The 20,115-nt window shown below is 31.9% G+C and carries 20 protein-coding genes and 1 tRNA gene; 13 read left to right on the top strand and 8 right to left on the bottom strand.

The genetic code is table 11. From position 1 onward, the window contains the following. Window position 1: 1 nt before the first annotated feature. A complete protein-coding gene (gene dapB, locus EU92_RS03075; protein WP_032514429.1) occupies window positions 2-850 on the bottom strand; it encodes a 4-hydroxy-tetrahydrodipicolinate reductase in 849 nt (282 codons plus the stop codon). Window positions 851-952: 102 nt separating this feature from the next. On the opposite strand from dapB, the gene EU92_RS03080 reads away from it, so the two are divergent. Continuing rightward, window positions 953-4,963, top strand: a complete 4,011-nt coding sequence (locus tag EU92_RS03080; RefSeq protein ID WP_032514431.1) for a magnesium chelatase subunit H — start codon at window positions 953-955, stop codon at window positions 4,961-4,963. Window positions 4,964-4,971: 8 nt separating this feature from the next. Here the strand turns inward: EU92_RS03080 and folP are convergent, their stop codons facing one another. The 3 genes from folP to EU92_RS03095 are packed head-to-tail and all read right to left on the bottom strand — an operon-like array spanning window position 4,972 to window position 6,755. Then, window positions 4,972-5,817 carry a dihydropteroate synthase gene (folP, locus tag EU92_RS03085; RefSeq protein ID WP_052045070.1) on the bottom strand — a complete coding sequence of 282 codons (846 nt, stop codon included), beginning with the start codon at window positions 5,815-5,817 and terminating at the stop codon, window positions 4,972-4,974. Further along, a complete protein-coding gene (gene tpiA, locus EU92_RS03090) occupies window positions 5,801-6,526 on the bottom strand; it encodes a triose-phosphate isomerase (protein ID WP_032514499.1) in 726 nt (241 codons plus the stop codon). Before tpiA ends, folP begins: the two co-directional genes overlap by 17 nt. Before the next feature lie 52 nt (window positions 6,527-6,578). Next, window positions 6,579-6,755, bottom strand: coding sequence for an RNA-binding S4 domain-containing protein (locus EU92_RS03095; RefSeq protein WP_032514433.1), 177 nt, complete (start codon window positions 6,753-6,755; stop codon window positions 6,579-6,581). 118 nt (window positions 6,756-6,873) lie between these two features. Here EU92_RS03095 and EU92_RS03100 point away from each other — a divergent pair, with 118 nt between their 5' ends. Beyond that, window positions 6,874-8,520: an ABC transporter ATP-binding protein gene (locus EU92_RS03100; RefSeq protein WP_052045067.1), complete on the top strand. Its 1,647-nt coding sequence runs from the start codon at window positions 6,874-6,876 to the stop codon at window positions 8,518-8,520. A gap of 30 nt (window positions 8,521-8,550) precedes the next feature. After that, window positions 8,551-8,769: a DUF6447 family protein gene (locus EU92_RS03105; protein WP_032514437.1), complete on the top strand. Its 219-nt coding sequence runs from the start codon at window positions 8,551-8,553 to the stop codon at window positions 8,767-8,769. A 4-nt stretch (window positions 8,770-8,773) separates the two neighbouring features. On the opposite strand, the gene carB is transcribed toward EU92_RS03105, so the two are convergent. Continuing rightward, window positions 8,774-12,070, bottom strand: a complete 3,297-nt coding sequence (carB, locus tag EU92_RS03110) for a carbamoyl-phosphate synthase large subunit (protein ID WP_032514439.1) — start codon at window positions 12,068-12,070, stop codon at window positions 8,774-8,776. A gap of 106 nt (window positions 12,071-12,176) precedes the next feature. Between carB and EU92_RS03115 the strand changes: the two genes are divergently transcribed. The 10 genes from EU92_RS03115 to EU92_RS03145 all read left to right on the top strand — a co-directional run bounded on the left by EU92_RS03115 (window position 12,177) and on the right by EU92_RS03145 (window position 18,330). Beyond that, window positions 12,177-12,815: a DUF3318 domain-containing protein gene (locus EU92_RS03115; protein WP_032514441.1), complete on the top strand. Its 639-nt coding sequence runs from the start codon at window positions 12,177-12,179 to the stop codon at window positions 12,813-12,815. Beyond that, complete coding sequence (gene rsfS / locus EU92_RS03120) at window positions 12,805-13,149, top strand: ribosome silencing factor (protein WP_032514500.1); 345 nt, start codon at window positions 12,805-12,807, stop codon at window positions 13,147-13,149. The genes EU92_RS03115 and rsfS overlap by 11 nt, the downstream gene beginning before the upstream one ends. 10 nt (window positions 13,150-13,159) lie before the next feature. Then, window positions 13,160-13,654 carry a CGLD27 family protein gene (locus EU92_RS0109125; protein ID WP_032514442.1) on the top strand — a complete coding sequence of 165 codons (495 nt, stop codon included), beginning with the start codon at window positions 13,160-13,162 and terminating at the stop codon, window positions 13,652-13,654. Next, window positions 13,655-14,620: an asparaginase gene (locus tag EU92_RS03125; RefSeq protein ID WP_032514443.1), complete on the top strand. Its 966-nt coding sequence runs from the start codon at window positions 13,655-13,657 to the stop codon at window positions 14,618-14,620. Window positions 14,621-14,666: 46 nt separating this feature from the next. Next, window positions 14,667-14,743, top strand: a tRNA-Met gene (locus EU92_RS0109120). A gap of 377 nt (window positions 14,744-15,120) precedes the next feature. After that, window positions 15,121-15,267 (top strand): hypothetical protein, encoded by a 147-nt coding sequence (locus EU92_RS10145; protein ID WP_193741795.1) that lies wholly within the window; start codon window positions 15,121-15,123, stop codon window positions 15,265-15,267. A gap of 71 nt (window positions 15,268-15,338) precedes the next feature. After that, entirely contained in the window at window positions 15,339-15,725 is a 387-nt protein-coding gene (gene petP / locus EU92_RS03130; RefSeq protein ID WP_032514444.1) for a cytochrome b6-f complex subunit PetP, read from the top strand. Window positions 15,726-15,759: 34 nt separating this feature from the next. Further along, window positions 15,760-16,755: an ABC transporter ATP-binding protein gene (locus tag EU92_RS03135; RefSeq protein WP_032514445.1), complete on the top strand. Its 996-nt coding sequence runs from the start codon at window positions 15,760-15,762 to the stop codon at window positions 16,753-16,755. After that, window positions 16,745-17,539 (top strand): ABC transporter permease, encoded by a 795-nt coding sequence (locus tag EU92_RS03140; RefSeq protein WP_032514446.1) that lies wholly within the window; start codon window positions 16,745-16,747, stop codon window positions 17,537-17,539. Before EU92_RS03135 ends, EU92_RS03140 begins: the two co-directional genes overlap by 11 nt. Further along, window positions 17,536-18,330, top strand: a complete 795-nt coding sequence (locus tag EU92_RS03145) for an ABC transporter permease (RefSeq protein WP_032523579.1) — start codon at window positions 17,536-17,538, stop codon at window positions 18,328-18,330. The genes EU92_RS03140 and EU92_RS03145 overlap by 4 nt, the downstream gene beginning before the upstream one ends. A 3-nt stretch (window positions 18,331-18,333) precedes the next feature. On the opposite strand, the gene EU92_RS03150 is transcribed toward EU92_RS03145, so the two are convergent. The 3 genes from EU92_RS03150 to EU92_RS03160 form a co-directional block, all read right to left on the bottom strand. Next, a complete protein-coding gene (locus EU92_RS03150) occupies window positions 18,334-18,600 on the bottom strand; it encodes a hypothetical protein (RefSeq protein WP_032514449.1) in 267 nt (88 codons plus the stop codon). Next, window positions 18,600-18,827 (bottom strand): hypothetical protein, encoded by a 228-nt coding sequence (locus EU92_RS03155; RefSeq protein WP_032514450.1) that lies wholly within the window; start codon window positions 18,825-18,827, stop codon window positions 18,600-18,602. Before EU92_RS03155 ends, EU92_RS03150 begins: the two co-directional genes overlap by 1 nt. A gap of 461 nt (window positions 18,828-19,288) precedes the next feature. Continuing rightward, window positions 19,289-20,101, bottom strand: coding sequence for a sulfite exporter TauE/SafE family protein (locus EU92_RS03160; RefSeq protein WP_032514451.1), 813 nt, complete (start codon window positions 20,099-20,101; stop codon window positions 19,289-19,291). Window positions 20,102-20,115: the final 14 nt, after the last annotated feature.

Raw genomic sequence — 20,115 nt, 5'->3', positions numbered from 1 at the left:
TTTAAAAAATCAATTTTTCAAGTCCATAAACTAATGATTGATAATTTCCTATTTTTTTAATAACTTGTAAAACTCCGGGCATATAAGCCTTTCTATCAATAGTGTCATGCTTAATTGTATAAGTTTCACCAGGGGATCCCATAATCACTAACTGATGTGCTAATAATCCTGGCAATCGTACCGAATGTATATTTATCCCCGAATCTCTAACCCCTCCTCTCACACCCTTCAATGACTCAAACTCTTTTACTAGTTTCTGATTAAATTTCTTTGGGTATTCTTCAATCATTTCTGCAGTTTTTAAACATGTTCCGCTAGGGGAATCTGCTTTTTGATTATGGTGCATCTCTATTAATTCAATGTTTTCATAAAACCTTGCAGCTACAGATGCTGCCTGCTGGAGAAGAACCATTCCTACTGAAAAATTAGGAATTATCGCACAACCAACAGATGCTTTCTGAGCAAAAACAGACAAGTCTTTTATCTGAGAAGGAGTAAGACCTGTAGTTCCTACAACTGGTGAGATACCATATGCGATAGCTGATCTGGTGTTTTCATAAACGGAATCAGGATGAGTAAAATCAACCATGATTGGTTTGTTAATTTCATTTCTGTAATTTTGACTAACAGAACATAAAGTACCTTCTAAATCATTCGACACAAAAACATCACATTGTTTTACCTTCAATAATTCAGAAATATTTGACCCATTATTCTTTTCATTAATGTCAATAGCAGCAACAAGTTCACAATCTTTTGAATTTAATACAGTATTCACAACTTCGGTTCCCATCCTTCCTAAAGCTCCGGATACTAGTACTGGTATAGTTTTTTTAGAGTTTTCAATCATTTTTGTTAAAAAATTTTTTTTAAAGGTTGTTACACGCTATTTATATTGCACACAATAACGTCTTTTCATTCGTAGTCTGGTAGAAATACTTAAAGAAAATCAATGTTTACGCAGGTCCGCTCAGCAAACCGCAGAGTATCTCCTGTTGAGGATAACAAACATAAAGTTGTAATAAAAGCAGTTTATGTTGTCCTTGAGCCACAATACCAAAATTCCTTAACGGAAGCTGCAAAGTCAATAAATAAAATGAACGGCCCAATAGGTATCGACCTTAGCGGCTATCTTATTGAAGAACTTAGAAATGAAAGTAATTTTGAAGATTTTAAATCTGACATAGCAAATGCAGACATATTTGTTGCTTCCCTGATTTTTATTGAAGATCTTGCACAAAAAGTAGTTGATGCAGTTTCTCCATACAAAGAAAAACTTAAAGCATCAATTATCTTTCCCTCAATGCCAGAGGTAATGAGATTAAATAAGTTAGGTTCATTTAGTATGGCTCAACTTGGACAATCTAAAAGTATTATTGGTGATTTAATAAAGAAGAAAAAAGAATCTGATGGAGCAAGCTTCCAAGATTCAATGTTAAAACTCTTAAATACGCTACCGTCAATTCTAAAATATTTACCAGTAGAAAAAGCTCAAGATGCAAGAACATTCATTCTGAGCTTTCAGTACTGGTTAGGTGGGACTTCTGAGAATTTAAAAAACTTCCTGTTAATGATCTCGGAAAAATATGCAGTTTCAGATAACATCAAAGATCAAATAGAAGAATTCAAGATACAAGATCCTGAAACCTTCCCAGATTTAGGAATTTGGCATCCTTTAGCTCCTTGCATGTTTGAGAGTCTTAAAGAATATCAAAATTGGGAAAATAACAGGAAGGATATAATCCCTAAAGATGACAAAACACCAACGATAGGACTAGTGCTTCAAAGGAGCCATATCGTTACCGGAGATGATGCTCACTATGTCGCTGTTATTCAAGAGTTAGAATATAGAGGAGCTAGAGTACTTCCTATTTTCTGTGGAGGTTTAGACTTTTCTAAACCAGTCAATGAATTTTATTATGACTCAATTAATAAAGATATACCTATTGTAGATGGAGTTGTCTCTTTAACTGGATTTGCACTCGTTGGAGGCCCAGCAAGACAAGACCATCCTAAAGCTATTGATGCTCTAAAAAGGCTAAACAGACCTTATATGGTTGCACTTCCATTAGTTTTCCAAACCACTCAAGAATGGGAAGATAGCGACTTAGGATTACACCCAGTTCAGGTGGCGCTACAAATTGCGATTCCAGAGCTGGATGGTGCGATTGAACCTATCATTCTCTCAGGTCGCGACGATGCAACAGGTAAAGCACACACACTCCAAGATCGAGTAGATGTAATCGCTGAAAGAGCCATAAAATGGTCAACATTACGAGTAAAACAAAGAAAAGATAAAAAATTAGCTATCACAGTTTTTAGTTTTCCTCCAGACAAGGGAAATGTTGGTACGGCTGCATACTTGAATGTTTTTGGTTCAATTTACAGAGTACTTCTTGAAATGAAAGCAAAAGGGTATCAAATAGATGGACTTCCAAGTAATTCAAAAGAATTAATGGAAAAAGTAATTAATAACCCTGAAGCAATGGATGGTTCTCCAGAGTTAAATATTGCTCATAAGATGTCAGTAAAAGAATACGAAGAGTTCACACCATATTCACAAAGACTTGAAGAGAATTGGGGCAAACCGCCTGGGAATCTTAATAGTGATGGACAGAATCTAATTATCTATGGAAAGCATTTTGGAAATGTTTTTATAGGAGTACAACCTACATTCGGTTATGAAGGTGATCCAATGAGATTACTCTATTCAAGGAGTGCAAGTCCTCATCATGGTTTTGCTGCATATTACACTTATGTAGAAAAAATATGGGGCGCTGATGCTGTTCTTCATTTTGGAACTCATGGTTCACTAGAATTTATGCCCGGCAAACAGATGGGTATGAGTGAAACATGCTATCCAGATTCTCTTATTGGATCATTACCTAATTTGTATTATTATGCGGCGAATAATCCTTCCGAAGCAACAATCGCAAAAAGAAGAGGTTACGCTTCAACTATTAGCTATTTGACTCCTCCAGCAGAAAATGCGGGACTCTACAAAGGGCTAAAAGAACTAAGTGAGCTTGTTGGTTCCTATCAACAACTAAGAGAAAGCAGTAGAGGTATTCAAATTGTTAATGCAATAGTTGAAACTTCTAAGCAATGTAATCTTGATAAAGATGTTGAGCTCCCTTCAAAAAAAGTAGAAGAACTATCTCTAGATGAAAGAGATCTATTTGTTGGTAATATCTATAAACAGTTGATGGAAATAGAGAGTAGATTATTACCATGTGGTCTTCATACAATCGGAGAAGCTCCAACTGCTGAAGAAGCTGTAGCAACCCTTGTAAACATCGCATCTTTAGAAAGAGAACAAGAGGGGTTAAGATCTCTCCCTGGACTACTTGCAGAATCAATAGATCTTACTATCGATCAAATTTATGAAGGTAATAATAAAGGTGAACTTAAATTTGTAGAGTTAAATGAAAAAATCATAAAGACAGCAAGAGGAACAATATTTGCAATGGTTAACTCCTTGAAAATTGTTGATGGTAGAGTCTATTTAGAAAAATCACTCCTTTCTAAACTTTTTGACTTTCTTAAAGTATTTGGCATAAATCTCCCCACTCCATGGCTGAGAGTTTGTAGATTAAATGGTTTTAATGAAGTAAATCAGAAAGAATTAAATAAATTATTTGATTATTTACTTTTCTGCTTGGAACAGGTCTGCGCAGATAAAGAAATGGATAGCCTCATTAAAGCATTAGATGGGAATTATGTTTTGCCAGGACCAGGAGGAGATCCCATAAGAAATCCAGGTGTTTTGCCTAGTGGTAAAAACATACATGCACTAGATCCTCAGTCAATTCCTACTACAGCAGCAGTGGCTGCCGCAAAATCAGTTGTCGACAAATTAATAGAAAGACAAAAGGAAGAGCAAGGTACTTGGCCTGAAACAATTGCATGCGTTTTATGGGGAACAGACAACATTAAAACTTATGGAGAATCCCTAGCGCAAATCTTATGGTTTGTAGGGGTAAAACCAAAACCAGACTCTGTAGGAAGAATAAACAAATTAGAATTAATCCCATTAGAAGAATTAGGAAGACCAAGAATAGATGTGGTAGTTAACTGTTCTGGTGTATTTAGAGATTTATTTATCAATCAAATGGCATTAATAGATCAGGCAGTCAAATTAGCCGCCGAGGCAGATGAGTCTTTGGAGTCAAATTTTGTAAGGAAACATTCATTAGAACAAGCAAACAAAGAAGGTACTTCAATCAGAGAAGCCTCTGCGAGAGTATTCTCTAATGCAAGTGGCAGCTACAGTTCGAATGTTAATTTAGCCGTAGAAAATTCAACATGGGAGGAAGAAAATGAATTACAAGAAATGTATTTATCTCGCAAGACATATGCTTTCAATGCTGATAATCCAGGTGAAATGAATCAAAAAAGAGAAGTATTTGAATCTGTCATGAAAACAGCGGACGTTACATTTCAAAACCTTGATTCTTCAGAAATTTCCCTAACAGATGTAAGTCATTATTTTGATTCAGATCCAACAAAATTAATTAAAACTCTAAGAGATGACGGCAAAGAACCAAGTAGCTTCATAGCAGATACTACTACTTCCAATGCTCAAGTCAGGACACTTGGAGAGACTATTAGATTGGACTCAAGAACTAAACTTCTAAATCCCAAATGGTATGAAGGCATGCTCAAATCTGGTTATGAGGGAGTAAGAGAGCTTTCTAACAGACTTAATTACACCCTTGGATGGAGTGCTACAAGCGGTCAAGTTGATAATTTTGTTTATGAAGAAACAAATGAAACATTTATAAATGACGAAGAGATGAGGAAAAGACTAATGGATTTAAATCCCAATAGTTTTAGAAGAATAGTGGGAACCTTACTAGAAGTTAATGGTAGAGGATATTGGGAAACGTCAGACGAAAATATAGAACAATTAAAAGAACTATACCAAGAGGTTGAAGATAAAATTGAAGGTGTAAAAGAATAAAAACCTTTCTACCTTCTGTAAATCTTATCAGCAACTTTTAGAATTTGAGAATTCATTTTTACATTATGAACTCTCACAATATCAATATTAAAATGGGAACAGAGACAACTTATTGCTAATGTGCCAACATCTCTTTCTTTAGGATCTAATTCATTTAAAATTTCCCCTATAAATCTTTTCCTAGATGCACCAATTAAAATTGGTAAATTTAGTTTTTTAAATACATCTAAGTTTCTTAAAATTTCTAGGTTTTGATTTATATCTTTTGAAAAACCAATACCAGGATCTACAATTATATTTTTTTTAGGTATATTTTTCTCTAAAGCATTTTTTATCAAATTCTCAATAGAGCACTTAACTTCACTCAATACATTTTCGTATCTTGAAAATTGATTCATATTTTGACTATTTCCACGACTATGAGTTATGACAAATGGGCAGTTAAATTTTGAAACAACATCTAAGATATTCTTATCCCTTCTTCCTCCAGTAACATCATTTATCCAATTAGCGCCATTTAATAGAGCTTCGTGAGCCACCTCAGAATTAAATGTATCAATAGAAATTAAAATTTCTGGATATTCAGATTTTATTAATTTTAAATAGGGTATTAACCTTTTTATTTCTATATTAGATCCAACTTCTTCTGCACCAGGCCTCGTACTCTGAGCACCAAGATCAACGATATCAACCCCATTCTGCATAAATTGATTAACTTGATATAAAACTTTTTTTGGAGAATTAAAATCTCCTCCATCACTAAATGAATCAGGAGTTAAATTAATAACCCCCATAATTGACGTTTTCTTTCCCCAGCCTTTCGGCCATGGTTTTTTTTTATTGATAATTTGCAATTCTTGCAAAACTATTAGGATCTAAGGAAGCCCCTCCAACTAAAACTCCATCTATGTCACTCATCGACATAATTTCATCAATATTATTAGGTTTAACTGATCCTCCATATTGGATAATTACATCATCAAAACCTATTAATTTTCGAATCAAAGAACATATCTTATTAGCGTCTTTAGCTTCACATGTTCTACCTGTCCCAATAGCCCAAATTGGTTCATAAGCAACTATAAGATTTGATGGATCTGTATTTTCCAGTCCTTGTTCAACCTGTCTAGTAATAACTCTATCTGCTTCTCCTCTCTCTCTTTGTTCTAATGTTTCTCCAACGCATACTATTGGGGTAAGTCCACTAGATTGAGCAAAAACTGCTCTTTTATTAATTTGTTCATCACTTTCACTAAAATATTTCCTAGGTTCACTGTGACCAACTATTGCATATGAGACCCCATGTTCAAGAAGCATTTTTGAGGATATCTCCGCAGTAAACGCTCCTTCATCTTCCCAGTGAATATTTTGACTAGATATATCTAAATAATCAAAATCAGAATGAACAGAAAAAGTTGAAATAGCTGTGAAAGGTGGAGCGATAACAACTTTACGATCATCCTTTATGTTTTTTATTAAGGGTATAAACTCTTTTAAATAAGACTTAGTTTCTGCACAGTTCATATGCATTTTCCAATTACCAGCAATAACAGATTTTCTCAAAATACTATCTCCAAGAAAATCATAATAATATAAACCGAGCTGAATAGGCCAACTATTCAAAAATTAATTCATTTTTTAGAAATATTACTTTGTCACCCTTATTTAACTTTCTCCCTCTTCTAGTTTCAACTAAACCATTAACTTTCACAGAACCAGATCTAATAAGAATTTTTGCCTCTCCACCAGAAGATACCAAATTTTTCCATTTTAAGTATTGATCTAATTTCATTGTTTTGTATACCAAAAGATATTGATAAAGTAGGATAAATAATAATTTATATAATATCTTGAGATTAATACCTTCGGTCAGAAAATATCTAAATAGATTTATTAAGGGTTTTATATGCATGCTAATTTACGTGGCTTGTTGGCCTTTATTAGCGTACTTAGCTGGAAACTTAATTCCAGCAATTGGATCTGGAGATCTATCAAAAGTTTCTAGCATAATAGTTAAGTCTTTATTCGTATTTTTAATTCAAAAAACAGCTCAATTTGGGCAAGATTTATTTATAGCGAAACCATCTTTAGAAATTAGTGAAGTAATGAGAAGAAATTTATTTAGCAAAATTCAAAAAATAGATATGAATTCTATTGAAAAGATTTCAGCAGGAGATATCACCTATAGACTTACAGAAGATGCTGATAGAGTAAGCGAAGTTATTTATAAAACAGCTCAGGATACTATTCCGTGTACTTTACAATTGTTCGCGGTAATAATATATATGTTCTATTTGGATTGGTCACTCACATTATCAACTTTTGTATTGGCACCATTGATTATTCTCTCAGTTAATAGTTTTGGAAGAAGAGTTTTATTAGCATCTGAAAAAAGCCAAGAATCAACTAGTAACTTAGCGGGTTTAATAGGAGAATCTATAAATGGAATGGCTACTGTAAGAGCTTTTGCCGCCGAGCATTGGATAGAGAATAGATTTTATAAAAAATTAAGTGCAAATAAAAAAGCAAGATATAAAACACTAAAGTTACTAGCATTTCAGCATCCCGTAGTAGGGTTTATAGAAGCCTTTGGAATATTAGCAATATTAGGTTTAGGAGCTGCAAGAATTAACCTTGGGCTTCTAACAAGTGAAGAATTTAGTAGTTTTTTTGCAGCCATATTGATGCTTATTGATCCAATAAGCCATGTGAGTACAAATTTTAATGACTTTAAACAAGCAGAAGCATCAATAAAAAGGTTAAATAAAATAAATCAAGAACCCATCGAAGATGATAAAGAAAATTCAAAAAGAATATCCAATATTGAAGGCAAAATAAGTTTCAGGAAAGTAAACTTTGAATACAAAAAGGATAATCAAATTCTTAAAAATATAAATTTAGATATTAAAAAAGGAGAAATTACAGCATTCGTTGGAGCTTCAGGGGCTGGTAAAAGTACCATGATGGCATTGATATTAAAATTTATAACCCCAAAAAACGGAGATATTTTTATAGACGATAAAAATCTAAAATTATTAAAGACAAAAGATATAAGAAAAAATATTGCACTAGTGCAACAACAGCCTTTTTTATTCTCAGGAAGAATTATTGATGTAATAAGAATGGGAAGGCCTTTTACTAAAGAAGAAGTTATAGAATCGGCAAAAACAGCAAATGCTCATAATTTCATTAAAAAGCTTCCTGATAAATATGAAACTAAAATAACTGAAAGAGGATCAAATTTCTCAGGTGGGCAGATACAGAGGATAGCAATCGCAAGAGCAATACTAGGGAATCCATCTGTTCTTCTATTAGATGAAGCCACAAGTGCATTAGATGCAGAATCAGAATCAGAAGTTCAAGAAGGTCTTAATAGAGCTATGAAAAATAGAACTGTTATTGTAATTGCTCATAGATTATCCACAACTCAAGAGGCAGATCAAATAATTGTCTTCGATAAGGGGGAAATAATTGAGGTTGGGAAACATATTGATTTACTCAATAAAAAAGGGATTTATAAAGAATTATGTGAAAAACAATTGATTAAAAAATTATAATCCTATCTTAATTATTAAAAAGTTAAATCCATGAGTGAAAACACAAATACTTCAGAAAATCCAGTCTTAACCTTTGAAGGAAAGAAGTATTTTATAAATGAACTTTCTAATGAAATAAAAGAATCTATAAAAGCTTTACAAATAGCAGAAACACAATTAAAAATGCATGAAGACACTTTGAAATTACTGTCAATAAGCAGAAACGCTTTAGCTAATCAATTAAGAGAAAAATTAAAAAACTTAGAATGAAATTCTAATAATTATGGATCTCTTGTAAAGAGTAAGTGTAAATTTGATTACTTTGCAATGCTTTGATTGCTTTAATGGCCGCCTTGGCTCCTGGAATAGTTGTAAAAGTTGGAATGTTATATTCTAAAGCTGCACGTCTTAAATATGCGTCGTCATGAAGTGCCTGAGATCCTATTGGAGTATTGATTACTAATTGAACAAGTCCCGACCGAATCAAGTCCTCTATATTCGGTCTACCTTCATGTACTTTTAGCACTTCATCAACTTGAATGCCTAAATCTACCAAATATGAAGCTGTACCTTTTGTAGCAATTAATTTAAATCCTAAAATCAACAATTCCCTAGCAATTTCTTCTAGATTCTTTTTATCTAAATCATTAGTAGACAAAAACGCTACTCCCTCAGAGGGGACACCATTTCCCGATGCCAATTCCGATTTAGCATAAGCAATTCCGAAATCTTTAGCTAAACCCATTACTTCTCCAGTGGATCTCATCTCAGGACCCAAGAGTGTATCAGATCCAGGAAATCTTTTAAAAGGCAAAACAGCTTCTTTTACTGCCTGATATTTTGGATAAAATTCTTTGGTAAAATTAACATCTTCTAATGTTAAACCTTGCATTAATTGGGTAGCTAATTTTGCAATGGGTTTACCTATGGCCTTTGAAACGAATGGAACTGTTCTAGAAGCTCTTGGATTTGCCTCAAGAATAAATAATTTATTTTCTTTGTTATTTATATTTGTTACCGCAAACTGCAAATTAATTAAACCAATAACTTCCAGTCTTTTAGCTATTAATTTTGTCCAGCTCTTAACAGTATCTATAGTGGATTTAGAAAGAGAAATGGATGGTAAACAACAAGCTGAATCTCCAGAATGAATACCAGCAGGTTCAACATGTTCCATAAGACCAGCAATTACAACAGAACCTTCAGAATCACATAAAGCATCTACATCTATCTCAATAGCGTTATTCAAATATTGATCAAGAAGTATTGGATGGTCAGGCGACACCTTAACGGCTTCAGAGATGTATCTCGATAATTCATTTTCATTTTTAACAATTTCCATTGCCCTTCCTCCCAAGACATAAGAGGGTCTTACTACCAAAGGGAATCCAATATTTTTTGCTACGGTTTGTGCTTCCTTTTGATTACGAGCTATACCATTTAAAGGTTGCCTAATATTTAATTCCTCAAGTATTTTTGTGAACTCCTCTCTATCTTCCGCTAAATCGATAGAGATTGGAGAAGTCCCAAGAATTTTTGAGCCAGTTTTAACTCCATCATTTGATTTAAGCCATTCAAATAAAGGTAATGATATTTTCAGCGGAGTTTGACCTCCGAATTGAACAATCAAACCATGAGGGTTTTCAGCTTCTATTATGTTGAGAACATCCTCTAAAGTTACAGGCTCAAAATATAAAATATCGCTAGTATCATAATCTGTTGATACAGTTTCAGGATTACTATTAACCATTATTGTTTTATAACCATTTGCAGAAGCTTGATATGATGCATGACAACAACAGTAATCAAATTCTATTCCCTGACCAATTCTGTTTGGACCTCCTCCTAGGATCATAATTTTTTTTGATTCATTATTATTTGAAATCTCGCTATCAAAAATTTGAGAATTAAGATTAATAAATGACTCCTCGTAAGTAGAATAATGATATGGAGTAGAGGATGAGAACTCTGCCGAACAAGTATCAACAGTTTTATAAATTGGATTAATATTAAGATCTTTCCTATATTCTCTAACTTTAAAAAAATCAGAATTAGTTAACTTTGCGATTTGTTGATCTGAAAACCCTAATTGTTTAGCATGAAGCATCAAATCTCTATCAAGAGAATAAAGTTCTTTTTCCTTCAAAAAATCAATTTCAAAATTAAAAATATTGCGCAATTTTTCGATAAACCATAAATCTATATTTGTCACTTCTTGAATATAAGAATTTGATTTTCCAAGCTGCATAGCTTTTTTAATTATGAGAATCCTCTCAGATGTAGGGTTTCTTAAACTATTTTTTAAATCATTTTCGTTTTTATATTCTTCAAGTGAATCGAATTCCCAGCCGCTAATTCCGACCTCTAGGGACCTTAATGCTTTTTGAAATGACTCTTCAAAAGATCGACCAATCGCCATTGACTCGCCAACGGATTTCATCGCAGTACTTAAGATTTTTGAAGTGCCTTTAAACTTTTCAAAAGCAAATCTAGGAATTTTGGTGACAACGTAATCAATCGATGGCTCAAAACATGCCGGTGTTTTTTTTGTAATGTCATTAATAATTTCGTCAAGTGTGTAGCCAACAGATAATAAAGCTGCAATCTTAGCTATTGGAAATCCAGTTGCTTTACTTGCCAAAGCAGAGGATCTACTCACACGAGGATTCATTTCTATGACAATTACGTCTCCATTCGTTGGATTTATTGCGAATTGAATATTACTCCCACCTGTTTCAACTCCTACCTCTCTAATAATTTTCAATGACAAGTCCCTCAATCTCTGATACTCCTTATCTGTTAAAGTCTGTGCGGGAGCTACAGTAATCGAATCTCCAGTATGGACACCCATTGGGTCTAAATTTTCGATACTGCAAACAATTACAACGTTATCTGAAGTATCTCTCATCACCTCTAATTCAAACTCCTTCCATCCAATAAGTGATTTTTCAATCAATATCTGATTACTTGGACTTTCCTCTAATCCTGTTTTACACAACTCGATAAATTCCTCAAGATTAAAAGCGATTCCACCTCCTACACCACCTAAAGTGAATGCTGGCCTTATTATAAGAGGGTAGGAATTAATCTTTTTTGATACCTCTTTAGCTTCAGTCAAATTAGAAGCTATCCCAGATGGGCAAACATTTACATTTATTTTTTCCATCGATTCTTTAAACAATTTTCTATCTTCAGCTTTATTGATGGCTTTTAAATCAGCACCAATTAATTCAACATTATTTTTTTTTAAAAAATCTGACTCTGATAATTTAACTGCAAGATTTAAAGCGGTTTGACCTCCCATAGTGGGAAGAACGGCATCAGGTTTTTCTCTCAAAATAATTTGAGAGACAATTTCAGGAGTCAATGGTTCAATATATGTTTTGCTCGCGATCTCAGGATCAGTCATTATCGATGCTGGATTTGAATTTATCAGAATAATTTCATAACCAGCTTTTCTTAAAGCTTTGCATGCTTGCGTACCAGAGTAATCAAATTCGCAAGCTTGTCCAATAACAATTGGTCCTGAACCTAGAATAAGGATTTTTTTAAGATCACCTCTTTGAGGCATAATTAAACCTTGATTTATTTCATGCTACTTATAAATCATCAGATGTTAATCAAGTTACTTGAAAAGCAACATTTGTTTCTATAGTATTGAAAGAAATTAATTTTTTATGAGCGAACTTCAGCGACTTAAAAGTTTATTGCCTCCAGAGAATGAGAGTTGGGTATTTGTTGAAGCTGCAGCTGCTATAGACCCTCCTCTTATAGCACTTGAGGAAATTGGTCGTGACGAAGTAGAAATTCAAATAGATTTAGATGAATGGGATAACTTTGCTATTGACCACAGGAATCTATTGTTTTGGCACGAAATTGGGAAAATTCAAAATGATACTATTCCCAGAGATGGATGGGAAATGGCTGCTCTTGCGATAGGTCTTGGAGGAGCTATAGGGGAGTTGTGGGTACAAGATGGTCTTCTTTTATTACTTGCGCTTGGTTTATCAAGTTTTGCAGGATATAGATTATATATAAAAAATAATTCTGAAAAAAAACTTCAAGATGCTATTTTTGCAGATGAAAGAGCTATAGATCTTGCTTGTAGATTTGGATATAGTATTCCAAATGCTTATAAAAGTCTTGGTGGAGCATTAAAGGAGTTAATTGAGAAAACTCGAAAAAAGAAAAAAAGAAGTTTCTTTGAGGATAGATTGGATGCCTTAAGAAAAAGTGCAGAAAAAGCTAGATCAGAAATGTCTCAGCAAGAAGGCTCAGAAACATCAGTCTCAAGCGAAAATGTATATGGACAATAAAAGTTTGATTTTAATGGCAGCTAAAGCTTGTGATGAAAAAAAGGCAAAACATATAAAACTTATAAAAATTGACAAGGTATCTTTTATTAGTGAATGGATACTAATTGCGGAGGGATTATCGGATGTACAAGTTAGATCTATAACTAACTCTGTAGAGGGGGAACTTAGAGAGAAAGCTAAAATTGAACCAATACGAAAAGAAGGGGTAAACGAAGCGAAGTGGGCTTTACTTGATTATGGTGATTTGATTGTAAATATTTTTCAACCAGAAATAAGAAGATTTTATGACCTTGAATCATTCTGGAGTAATGGAGATAATCTTACATTTCCATAATTATTATTTTATGAACGAATCTAAATGTCCCGTCCCCAAAGAGCAACAACCCACAAATGAATTCATTGAATTATCAAAATCTACCATTTTTTCCTGGCCTAAAACAAAAAAATCACTAATTACAGTATTAATAAAATTCTGGGCATGTGCTTTTCTTCTATTTCTTGTTATTTCTTCAGGAAGTATATATTTCAAAACAAACCTTTTAAAGTATATTCTATTAAGTTTTTTTAGCAGCTTGTCAATACCTCTCTTGATTGCTATCAGGTTGTATCTTGGTTGGAATCATATATTCAAGAGATTGACATCTGAAAGAGTAGAGTACGAAGAGTCCGGTTGGTATGACGGTCAAGTATGGTTAAAGCCATTAGTTTTAAAAGAAAAAGAATCACTTATTGCCTCAATTGAAGTAAAGCCTATTTTAAAGAATATAATTCAAATTTTTTCTATTATCTCAGTCTTAGCTTTATCAGGAATTTTGCTTTTTCAATATAATAATTTCTAAATGAGTTCAAACTTCAAAAATCTCTATACATCAAATAATCCTCCCTTAGAAGCATTCCTAATAAGAGGATCAAATATTGAGTCAATCCATAAAATTCACGCTGTAATTACCGACAAAAAAGGAAGGGTTTTAATGTGCGCAGGTAATCCAGAATATAAAAGTTTCATAAGGTCAGCTTTAAAACCGTTTCAAGCAATACCTTTTGTCAGCAGTGGAGCTGCCTCGAAAATCAATAATGATTCAAAATCAATTGCATTAGCATGCGGCTCACATAGTGGATCAAAAATGCATTCAAGAGAAGCCTTCAAAATTTTATGGGAATATGATATAGACATTAATAATCTAAAATGTCCAAAAACTAAGACAAGTCCATTAGAACATAATTGTTCAGGTAAACATGCTGCTTTTTTAGCGACTTGCAAAAAAATGAATTGGCCACTAGATAGTTACTTAAAGGGAGATCATCCACTACAAATCGAAATATTCAGAATTATTTCTGAATTACTTGAAATCCCGCCATCTGAATTAAACGCAGAACGTGATGATTGTGGCGCTCCAACTCTTTATTTAAAACTATTAGAAATGTCAAAGTTATATTCACTTCTAAGCAGTTCCGACAATGCTGAACTAGAACAAATCAGTAGAGCTATTACAACAAACCCAATAATGATAAGTGACAATAATAAATTTGATACAGAAATAATTAAGGCTTCTCATGGTCAAGTAATCGGTAAAGGTGGTGCAGAGGGAATACAGTGCCTATGTAAGGTAAATGAAGGTATAGGTTTGGCTTTAAAAGTAGAAGATGGTTCCAGAAGAGCCAAGCATTCTGTTAGCCTTCACTTACTCAAACAGTTAGAGTGGATATCTGACTTAAGAATTCAAGACATTGAAGAAAATGTGTTTGATTTTTCTGAAGGAGTGCGAATAGAAGTTAAAGGTCAATTAAAGTTCCAAGAATCCTAAAGAAATAGAAAAAAATAACCCTTTCAGATGTATGCTATGTATATGCCGCGGGGTAGAGCAGTCTGGTAGCTCGTCGGGCTCATAACCCGAAGGTCGGAAGTTCAAATCTCCCCCCCGCCACCATTTAGAAGCAGCTTCAAGGCTGCTTTTTTGTTTTTTCATTAGTTTGTTTCTTCAACATTTTACAAAGATATAAAAAACCGCTGTAATATAAGTACTATCAAAAAGAATTCATAAGAACTTATTTAAGATCCTTTTGCATGGAGAATTTAAAATCAACTCTTACAATTAAACCAATAATGATAAGGAAAATTCCAATATAAGAGTTCAAAGATAGTTCCAAAAAATGTAATTAAGTTTCTATTGTAAATTTTAGCTCATAAATCATTTCTCTTAAATATTTAAATAATTATGAGTTTTAAAAAATAAGAATGTTGGCCCTTTTCTTTTTGAATAAGTAAGTTTTTAAGTTAGAGTGCAATCTATTAATTTAGAAAAACATGCAAAATCTGCTACAACGTGATCTAGGTTCAAGCTTGCTTTCAATAGCTGTTGTTTTAGGGTGGTTAGGCTTGTTTTTTGTCTTCTTGAGAATATTAACAATTTCAATAAAAAGAATACTTGAAGCTATATTCAAAAAATCTTAATTATTTAAATTAATCAATTATTTAGAATTAGTCACGTAACTCACTTTCAAATAAGTATAATGACCTAAAAAATGTCAATTTTAGATATAGCTAAAATAGGAAACTTTGTTCAAGTAAATTTAGAACTTTCTAAGGATAGGCTTAATAAAGAAATTATTGATGCTATTAATGTTTCTTCCATTGGGAAGATAAGTGATTTCAAAATAACTGATGGGAAGGGTATTGGAGTTGTACTGCAATTATCTAATGGCAAAGAGCAATGGTTTTTTGAAGATGAAATTGATATCCTCGACGAAAATGGTGATGTAATAAAAAAATTTAATGATGCAAAAGATAATAATCTGATATTTGATATTTTAAGGAAATTAAAGTATGAAAACAAAAATAAGATTAGCGAGTTACTTAATCCAATTAATTTTTTTCTCTGGCTAGTGGTATCTTTTAAAGATATTTTTTAAATAAATAAAAATCTTAAGAAATTAAATAATTAAAATGATTAAAAATATTATTGATGTAAAAAACTTGTCTAAGTCGTTTGATATTGCGACCAAAGAACCAGGTCTGAAAGGGACAATTAAACACTTTTTCAGGAGACAATCAAAAAGTATAAAGGTTATAAAAGATATAAGTTTTGAAATTAAAGAGGGGGAAATTTTAGGTTTTCTAGGAGCTAATGGAGCTGGGAAAACAACAATTTTAAAAATTCTTTGCGGCTTAATTTATCCCAGCGAAGGTTCAATTTTAGTTTCAGGTTACTTACCGTACAAAAGAAAAGAAAATTTCCTTAAGAATATCACCTTAATAATGGGTCAAAAACAGCAACTAATTTGGGATCTTCCACCAATTGAATCTTTTTATTTAAATGCATCAATATATGACTTAGATAAATTTGAGGCAAAAAAAAGAATAAAAAAATTATCAGACATGCTTGAAATTGAAGATGAGCTTTTCATACCTGTTAGGAAACTTTCGCTTGGTCAGCGTATGAAATCAGAATTATTAGCAGCTCTAATACATGAACCAAATATTCTATTTTTAGACGAGCCTACACTTGGTCTAGATATTAATGCACAGAGAAATTTAAGAAAATTCCTTAAAAAATATAACCAAGAGACTAATGCAACGATATGCCTGACAAGTCACTACATGAAAGATATTACTTCGCTATGTAAGAGAGTTATATGTGTTCACAATGGATCCATCTCATATGATGGCAAACTTGATCTGCTATTAAAAAAACTATCTCCAATTAAAGAAATATTAATAGTATGTCGCTCAGAGGAAGATGCAATTAAATTAGAAAATTCAGGTTTTACTATTAAAAATAAAACAAAGAATGAAATTACTATAAAAGTTGAAAATACTTTTATTACTTCGTCACTGAAAACCATCCTTAATAATTTTGACATTGAAGACCTTTACATAAATGAACCACCTATAGATGAAATTATTGGGAAAATATTAATACAAAAAGATTATGATATCTAATTTGATTCAACGTAAAATATTTACCTTATTAAAAGTCCAATATTCAAACATGTTGGAATATAGAGTAGAGATTGCATTATGGGCTATTTCAGGAGTTATTCCTTTTTTCATGTTAAACATATGGACAAACAATAATCTTAATGAATCCATAAACATTAGTGATGTAATGCTTTCTAGATATTTCTTGTGTGTTTTTTTTGTTAGGCAGTTTTCAGTAGTTTGGGTTGTATTTAGCTTTGAAGAGGATTCTCTTATGGGGAAAGTATCTCCTTATCTAATTCAACCTTTAAACCCATTTTTCAGGTATTTAGCACAGCATCTTGCTGAACAAATAACAAGGTTTCCTTTCGCTATTATTATTGCATTTTTCTTTTTTATTTTTAATCCAGGAAGTATATGGATACCAAATTTAGGTATTTTATTGTTATCAATAATATCGACTTTCTTATCTTTCCTAATTCAATTTTTAATTCAGTCAATAGTTGCATGTTTATGTTTCTGGACAGAAAAAGCATCATCAATAGAAAGATTGCTATTTATCCCAACTTTATTTCTCTCAGGCCTCTTGGCTCCAGTAGCTTCGTTTCCCGAATATGTTAAATCCTGGATTTATTTAACTCCTTTTCCATATCTAATAGATTTCCCTGCGAACATACTATCAGGTAATACTACAAATATCAGTGGAGGCCTTAGTATGCAAATTCTATGGATTATTTTACTTTTTCCAGTATTTAGAAAAATTTGGTTTGCAGGAACGAAAAAATATACTGCGATGGGATCATGAAACCAAGAAAATATTTAAAAGTTTATAAAAAATTTTTGCATACTTCATTAGCTTCAGAATTTGAGTATAAAACTAATATATTAATTGATTTAATTACTGCAATTTTAAGTTTAATAGGGAGTATTTTTTTATTATCTATTTTCTTTCAAAATACTAGCACTATTGGAGGCTGGGAATTTGAACAAGCACTAATAATTCAAGGTATTTATACAATTTTAAATGGAATAACTAATACATGGTTCAATCCTAATCTTACCGAAATAGTTAAACATATAAGAGAAGGAACATTAGATTTCGTACTTTTAAAACCTATTGATAGTCAATTTTATATCTCATTAAAAAAGATAAACCCATCAGGCTTTTTAGAAATAATGCTTGGGTTTTGCTTATTGTTATACTGCATCAAAATTAATCAAATAAATTTAAATTTAGGTTTTCTGGCATTATCTTTGATTACGATAATGTGTTCAATTTGCATTTTATATAGCTTATGGTTTTTTATTTCTACAACTACTATTTGGTTTGTTAAGACATGGAATGCCACAGAAGTATTAAGATCCTTCCTTTATATTGGAAGATTTCCTTTAAATTCATTTTCATTTTCTCTAAGAATATTTTTTAGTGTTTTTATTCCTATTGCATTTATAACCACAATACCGTCTGAAGTTTTCCTAGGTCTTTCTCAATTATGGAAAATATTGCTTGAAGGTGCTGTTACCATAGTATTCCTCACGACTTCTAGAAAGTTCTGGTTATTTGCATTAAAATTCTATTCATCCGCCTCTAGCTAAATATTATTTAACAACCTCCCTGCAAAATTCCCAAATTCGTTGTTTACTTTTAAGATTAGAGAGCCTAGATAATCTCTTGAAATTAGTTGTCGCTTTTTCAACAGATAAAAGCTTACAATTGTAGTCTATTTTATAATGTCTAGCAATTATTCCTAATTTCAATGCAATATCAAAAAGGATAATTATCAGCGCGAAAATAAAAGCAATAACTAAAACATATGAAAATGACTTTGAATAGTTTTCATTATCAGTCTTTAATTCAAACTTCATTATTTAACTATATGCTGAGGGCACTTAATTGCAGCAATAGCAACAGCTGTAACTTTAAAATTTTCTGACTTCTCAATAACCTTTTTAACCTCTAATGGTCCAAATTTATTACTTGCATCACTGTAAGAAAGAAGTAAAGATTTATAATTATCATGACCAAGATTTCTATATTCACAGAAATTATCTCCAACATAGTTCAAAAGAGTTATTAATGTTAATTCAATCATTAAAGCTTTTTAACTAAGTGAGTTCTTACGAATAATACAGTGCTTGACATTTTTAACAAGTTAAATTACTTAAAAGACTTGAAATCTTGAGATAAGAAGTATATTCCTTAAGTTAAAAATTAAAAATTAATTCATAATTTAAAGACTCATAATATGAGAGAATTGGTATAGCGCTATCTGTAGTGTTTTATGACTACAAAGGTGGCGCTACAGATAGGGGGTTGCAATTTGTATGAAATTGGTTTAAAAATAAGATTCCCCATCACCCGGCCCCACATTAGTGAGGCCTTTTTTTTTAAAATTAATAAACAAGGTTTCAATTAAGAATATTATTTAATACGACGAGTAATTCAATAACGGTTAGGATCATGAAAAAAGGTAAAATTGAATTTATCGTTAATAACTGTCATTCTTTTTGTTTTTTTATGAGAACACCCACATTAGTAATAAAAATAATTAATCTACAAAAAACTTATTATGGATTTAATAAATAAACTAATCCCAACAAAAAGAGAAACTATTGTAAAAGTTTTTTTTATTAATCTATTTCCTTTTATTTTTGACAAATGAGCTCCCAAAAATCCGCCTGAAAAAGAGCCCATTATTAATAATATTAATAGATTTAAAGGGACTGAAGCTATGTTAATCAAAAAAATTGCTCCAGTAAAATTCCAAAAAATCCCAACAGTAATGAATGTCAAGCTGATAGCACGAAGAAAATCCATCCCAAAGGTTTTTATTAGAAGTATTGTTACAAGCAATCCAGTTCCTGAAGAAATAGAACCATTCAAAATACCTATTAGGCAAATAAAAATTGAAAATCTAATTTTTTGAGTTAAAGTAAGCTTTTTTTTACGAGTTGACAACCCTAAATCTGATTTTAGAAATGAGTAAAATGCTAATATTATCGAAATTATTCCTAAAACTAAGTATAAATATCGTTCTGATATAAATTCAACTATAGAAGCCCCAAAAACCACCCCGGGTAATCCAAAAATTAAAATTTGCCAAGCTACGTGAATATCATTTTTTATAGATTTAAAATTTCTTAATGAACCGCCTATTCCTAAAGCTACTGTTGCGAACTTGTGACTAGCAAGAGCCTGATAATAAGGAATCCCAGTTAAAATTAAAGCTGGCAATTGTATTAAGCCTGCACCACCTCCAGAAATTGCTGAAAAGGTATTGGAAAAGAAGGATATCAAAAAAATAGATATACTTTTATAAAAAGAATAATCAAACGTATTTACTAATGTTGTTAATAAATAAAACATTAATTCTAAATTCT

It is taken from the genome of Prochlorococcus marinus str. MIT 9107, from assembly GCF_000759855.1.
GTDB lineage: Bacteria > Cyanobacteriota > Cyanobacteriia > PCC-6307 > Cyanobiaceae > Prochlorococcus_A > Prochlorococcus_A marinus_N.
This window is presented reverse-complemented; position numbering and strand designations above follow the sequence as displayed.

Excerpts from the sequence above, each read along its gene's own strand:
- rsfS (WP_032514500.1), top strand. The coding sequence starts at position 12,805 with ATGGACAATAAAAGTTTGATTTTAATGGCAGCTAAAGCTTGTGATGAA.
- EU92_RS03105 (WP_032514437.1), top strand. The coding sequence starts at position 8,551 with ATGAGTGAAAACACAAATACTTCAGAAAATCCAGTCTTAACCTTTGAA.
- petP (WP_032514444.1), top strand. The coding sequence starts at position 15,339 with ATGTCAATTTTAGATATAGCTAAAATAGGAAACTTTGTTCAAGTAAAT.
- EU92_RS03140 (WP_032514446.1), top strand. The coding sequence starts at position 16,745 with ATGATATCTAATTTGATTCAACGTAAAATATTTACCTTATTAAAAGTC.
- EU92_RS0109125 (WP_032514442.1), top strand. The coding sequence starts at position 13,160 with ATGAACGAATCTAAATGTCCCGTCCCCAAAGAGCAACAACCCACAAAT.
- EU92_RS03095 (WP_032514433.1), bottom strand. The coding sequence starts at position 6,755 with ATGAAATTAGATCAATACTTAAAATGGAAAAATTTGGTATCTTCTGGT.
- EU92_RS03160 (WP_032514451.1), bottom strand. The coding sequence starts at position 20,101 with ATGTTTTATTTATTAACAACATTAGTAAATACGTTTGATTATTCTTTT.
- EU92_RS03135 (WP_032514445.1), top strand. The coding sequence starts at position 15,760 with ATGATTAAAAATATTATTGATGTAAAAAACTTGTCTAAGTCGTTTGAT.
- EU92_RS03080 (WP_032514431.1), top strand. The coding sequence starts at position 953 with ATGTTTACGCAGGTCCGCTCAGCAAACCGCAGAGTATCTCCTGTTGAG.
- EU92_RS03145 (WP_032523579.1), top strand. The coding sequence starts at position 17,536 with ATGAAACCAAGAAAATATTTAAAAGTTTATAAAAAATTTTTGCATACT.
- EU92_RS03100 (WP_052045067.1), top strand. The coding sequence starts at position 6,874 with ATGCTAATTTACGTGGCTTGTTGGCCTTTATTAGCGTACTTAGCTGGA.
- carB (WP_032514439.1), bottom strand. The coding sequence starts at position 12,070 with ATGCCTCAAAGAGGTGATCTTAAAAAAATCCTTATTCTAGGTTCAGGA.
- EU92_RS03115 (WP_032514441.1), top strand. The coding sequence starts at position 12,177 with ATGAGCGAACTTCAGCGACTTAAAAGTTTATTGCCTCCAGAGAATGAG.
- EU92_RS03155 (WP_032514450.1), bottom strand. The coding sequence starts at position 18,827 with ATGATTGAATTAACATTAATAACTCTTTTGAACTATGTTGGAGATAAT.
- dapB (WP_032514429.1), bottom strand. The coding sequence starts at position 850 with ATGATTGAAAACTCTAAAAAAACTATACCAGTACTAGTATCCGGAGCT.
- EU92_RS10145 (WP_193741795.1), top strand. The coding sequence starts at position 15,121 with ATGCAAAATCTGCTACAACGTGATCTAGGTTCAAGCTTGCTTTCAATA.
- EU92_RS03150 (WP_032514449.1), bottom strand. The coding sequence starts at position 18,600 with ATGAAGTTTGAATTAAAGACTGATAATGAAAACTATTCAAAGTCATTT.
- EU92_RS03125 (WP_032514443.1), top strand. The coding sequence starts at position 13,655 with ATGAGTTCAAACTTCAAAAATCTCTATACATCAAATAATCCTCCCTTA.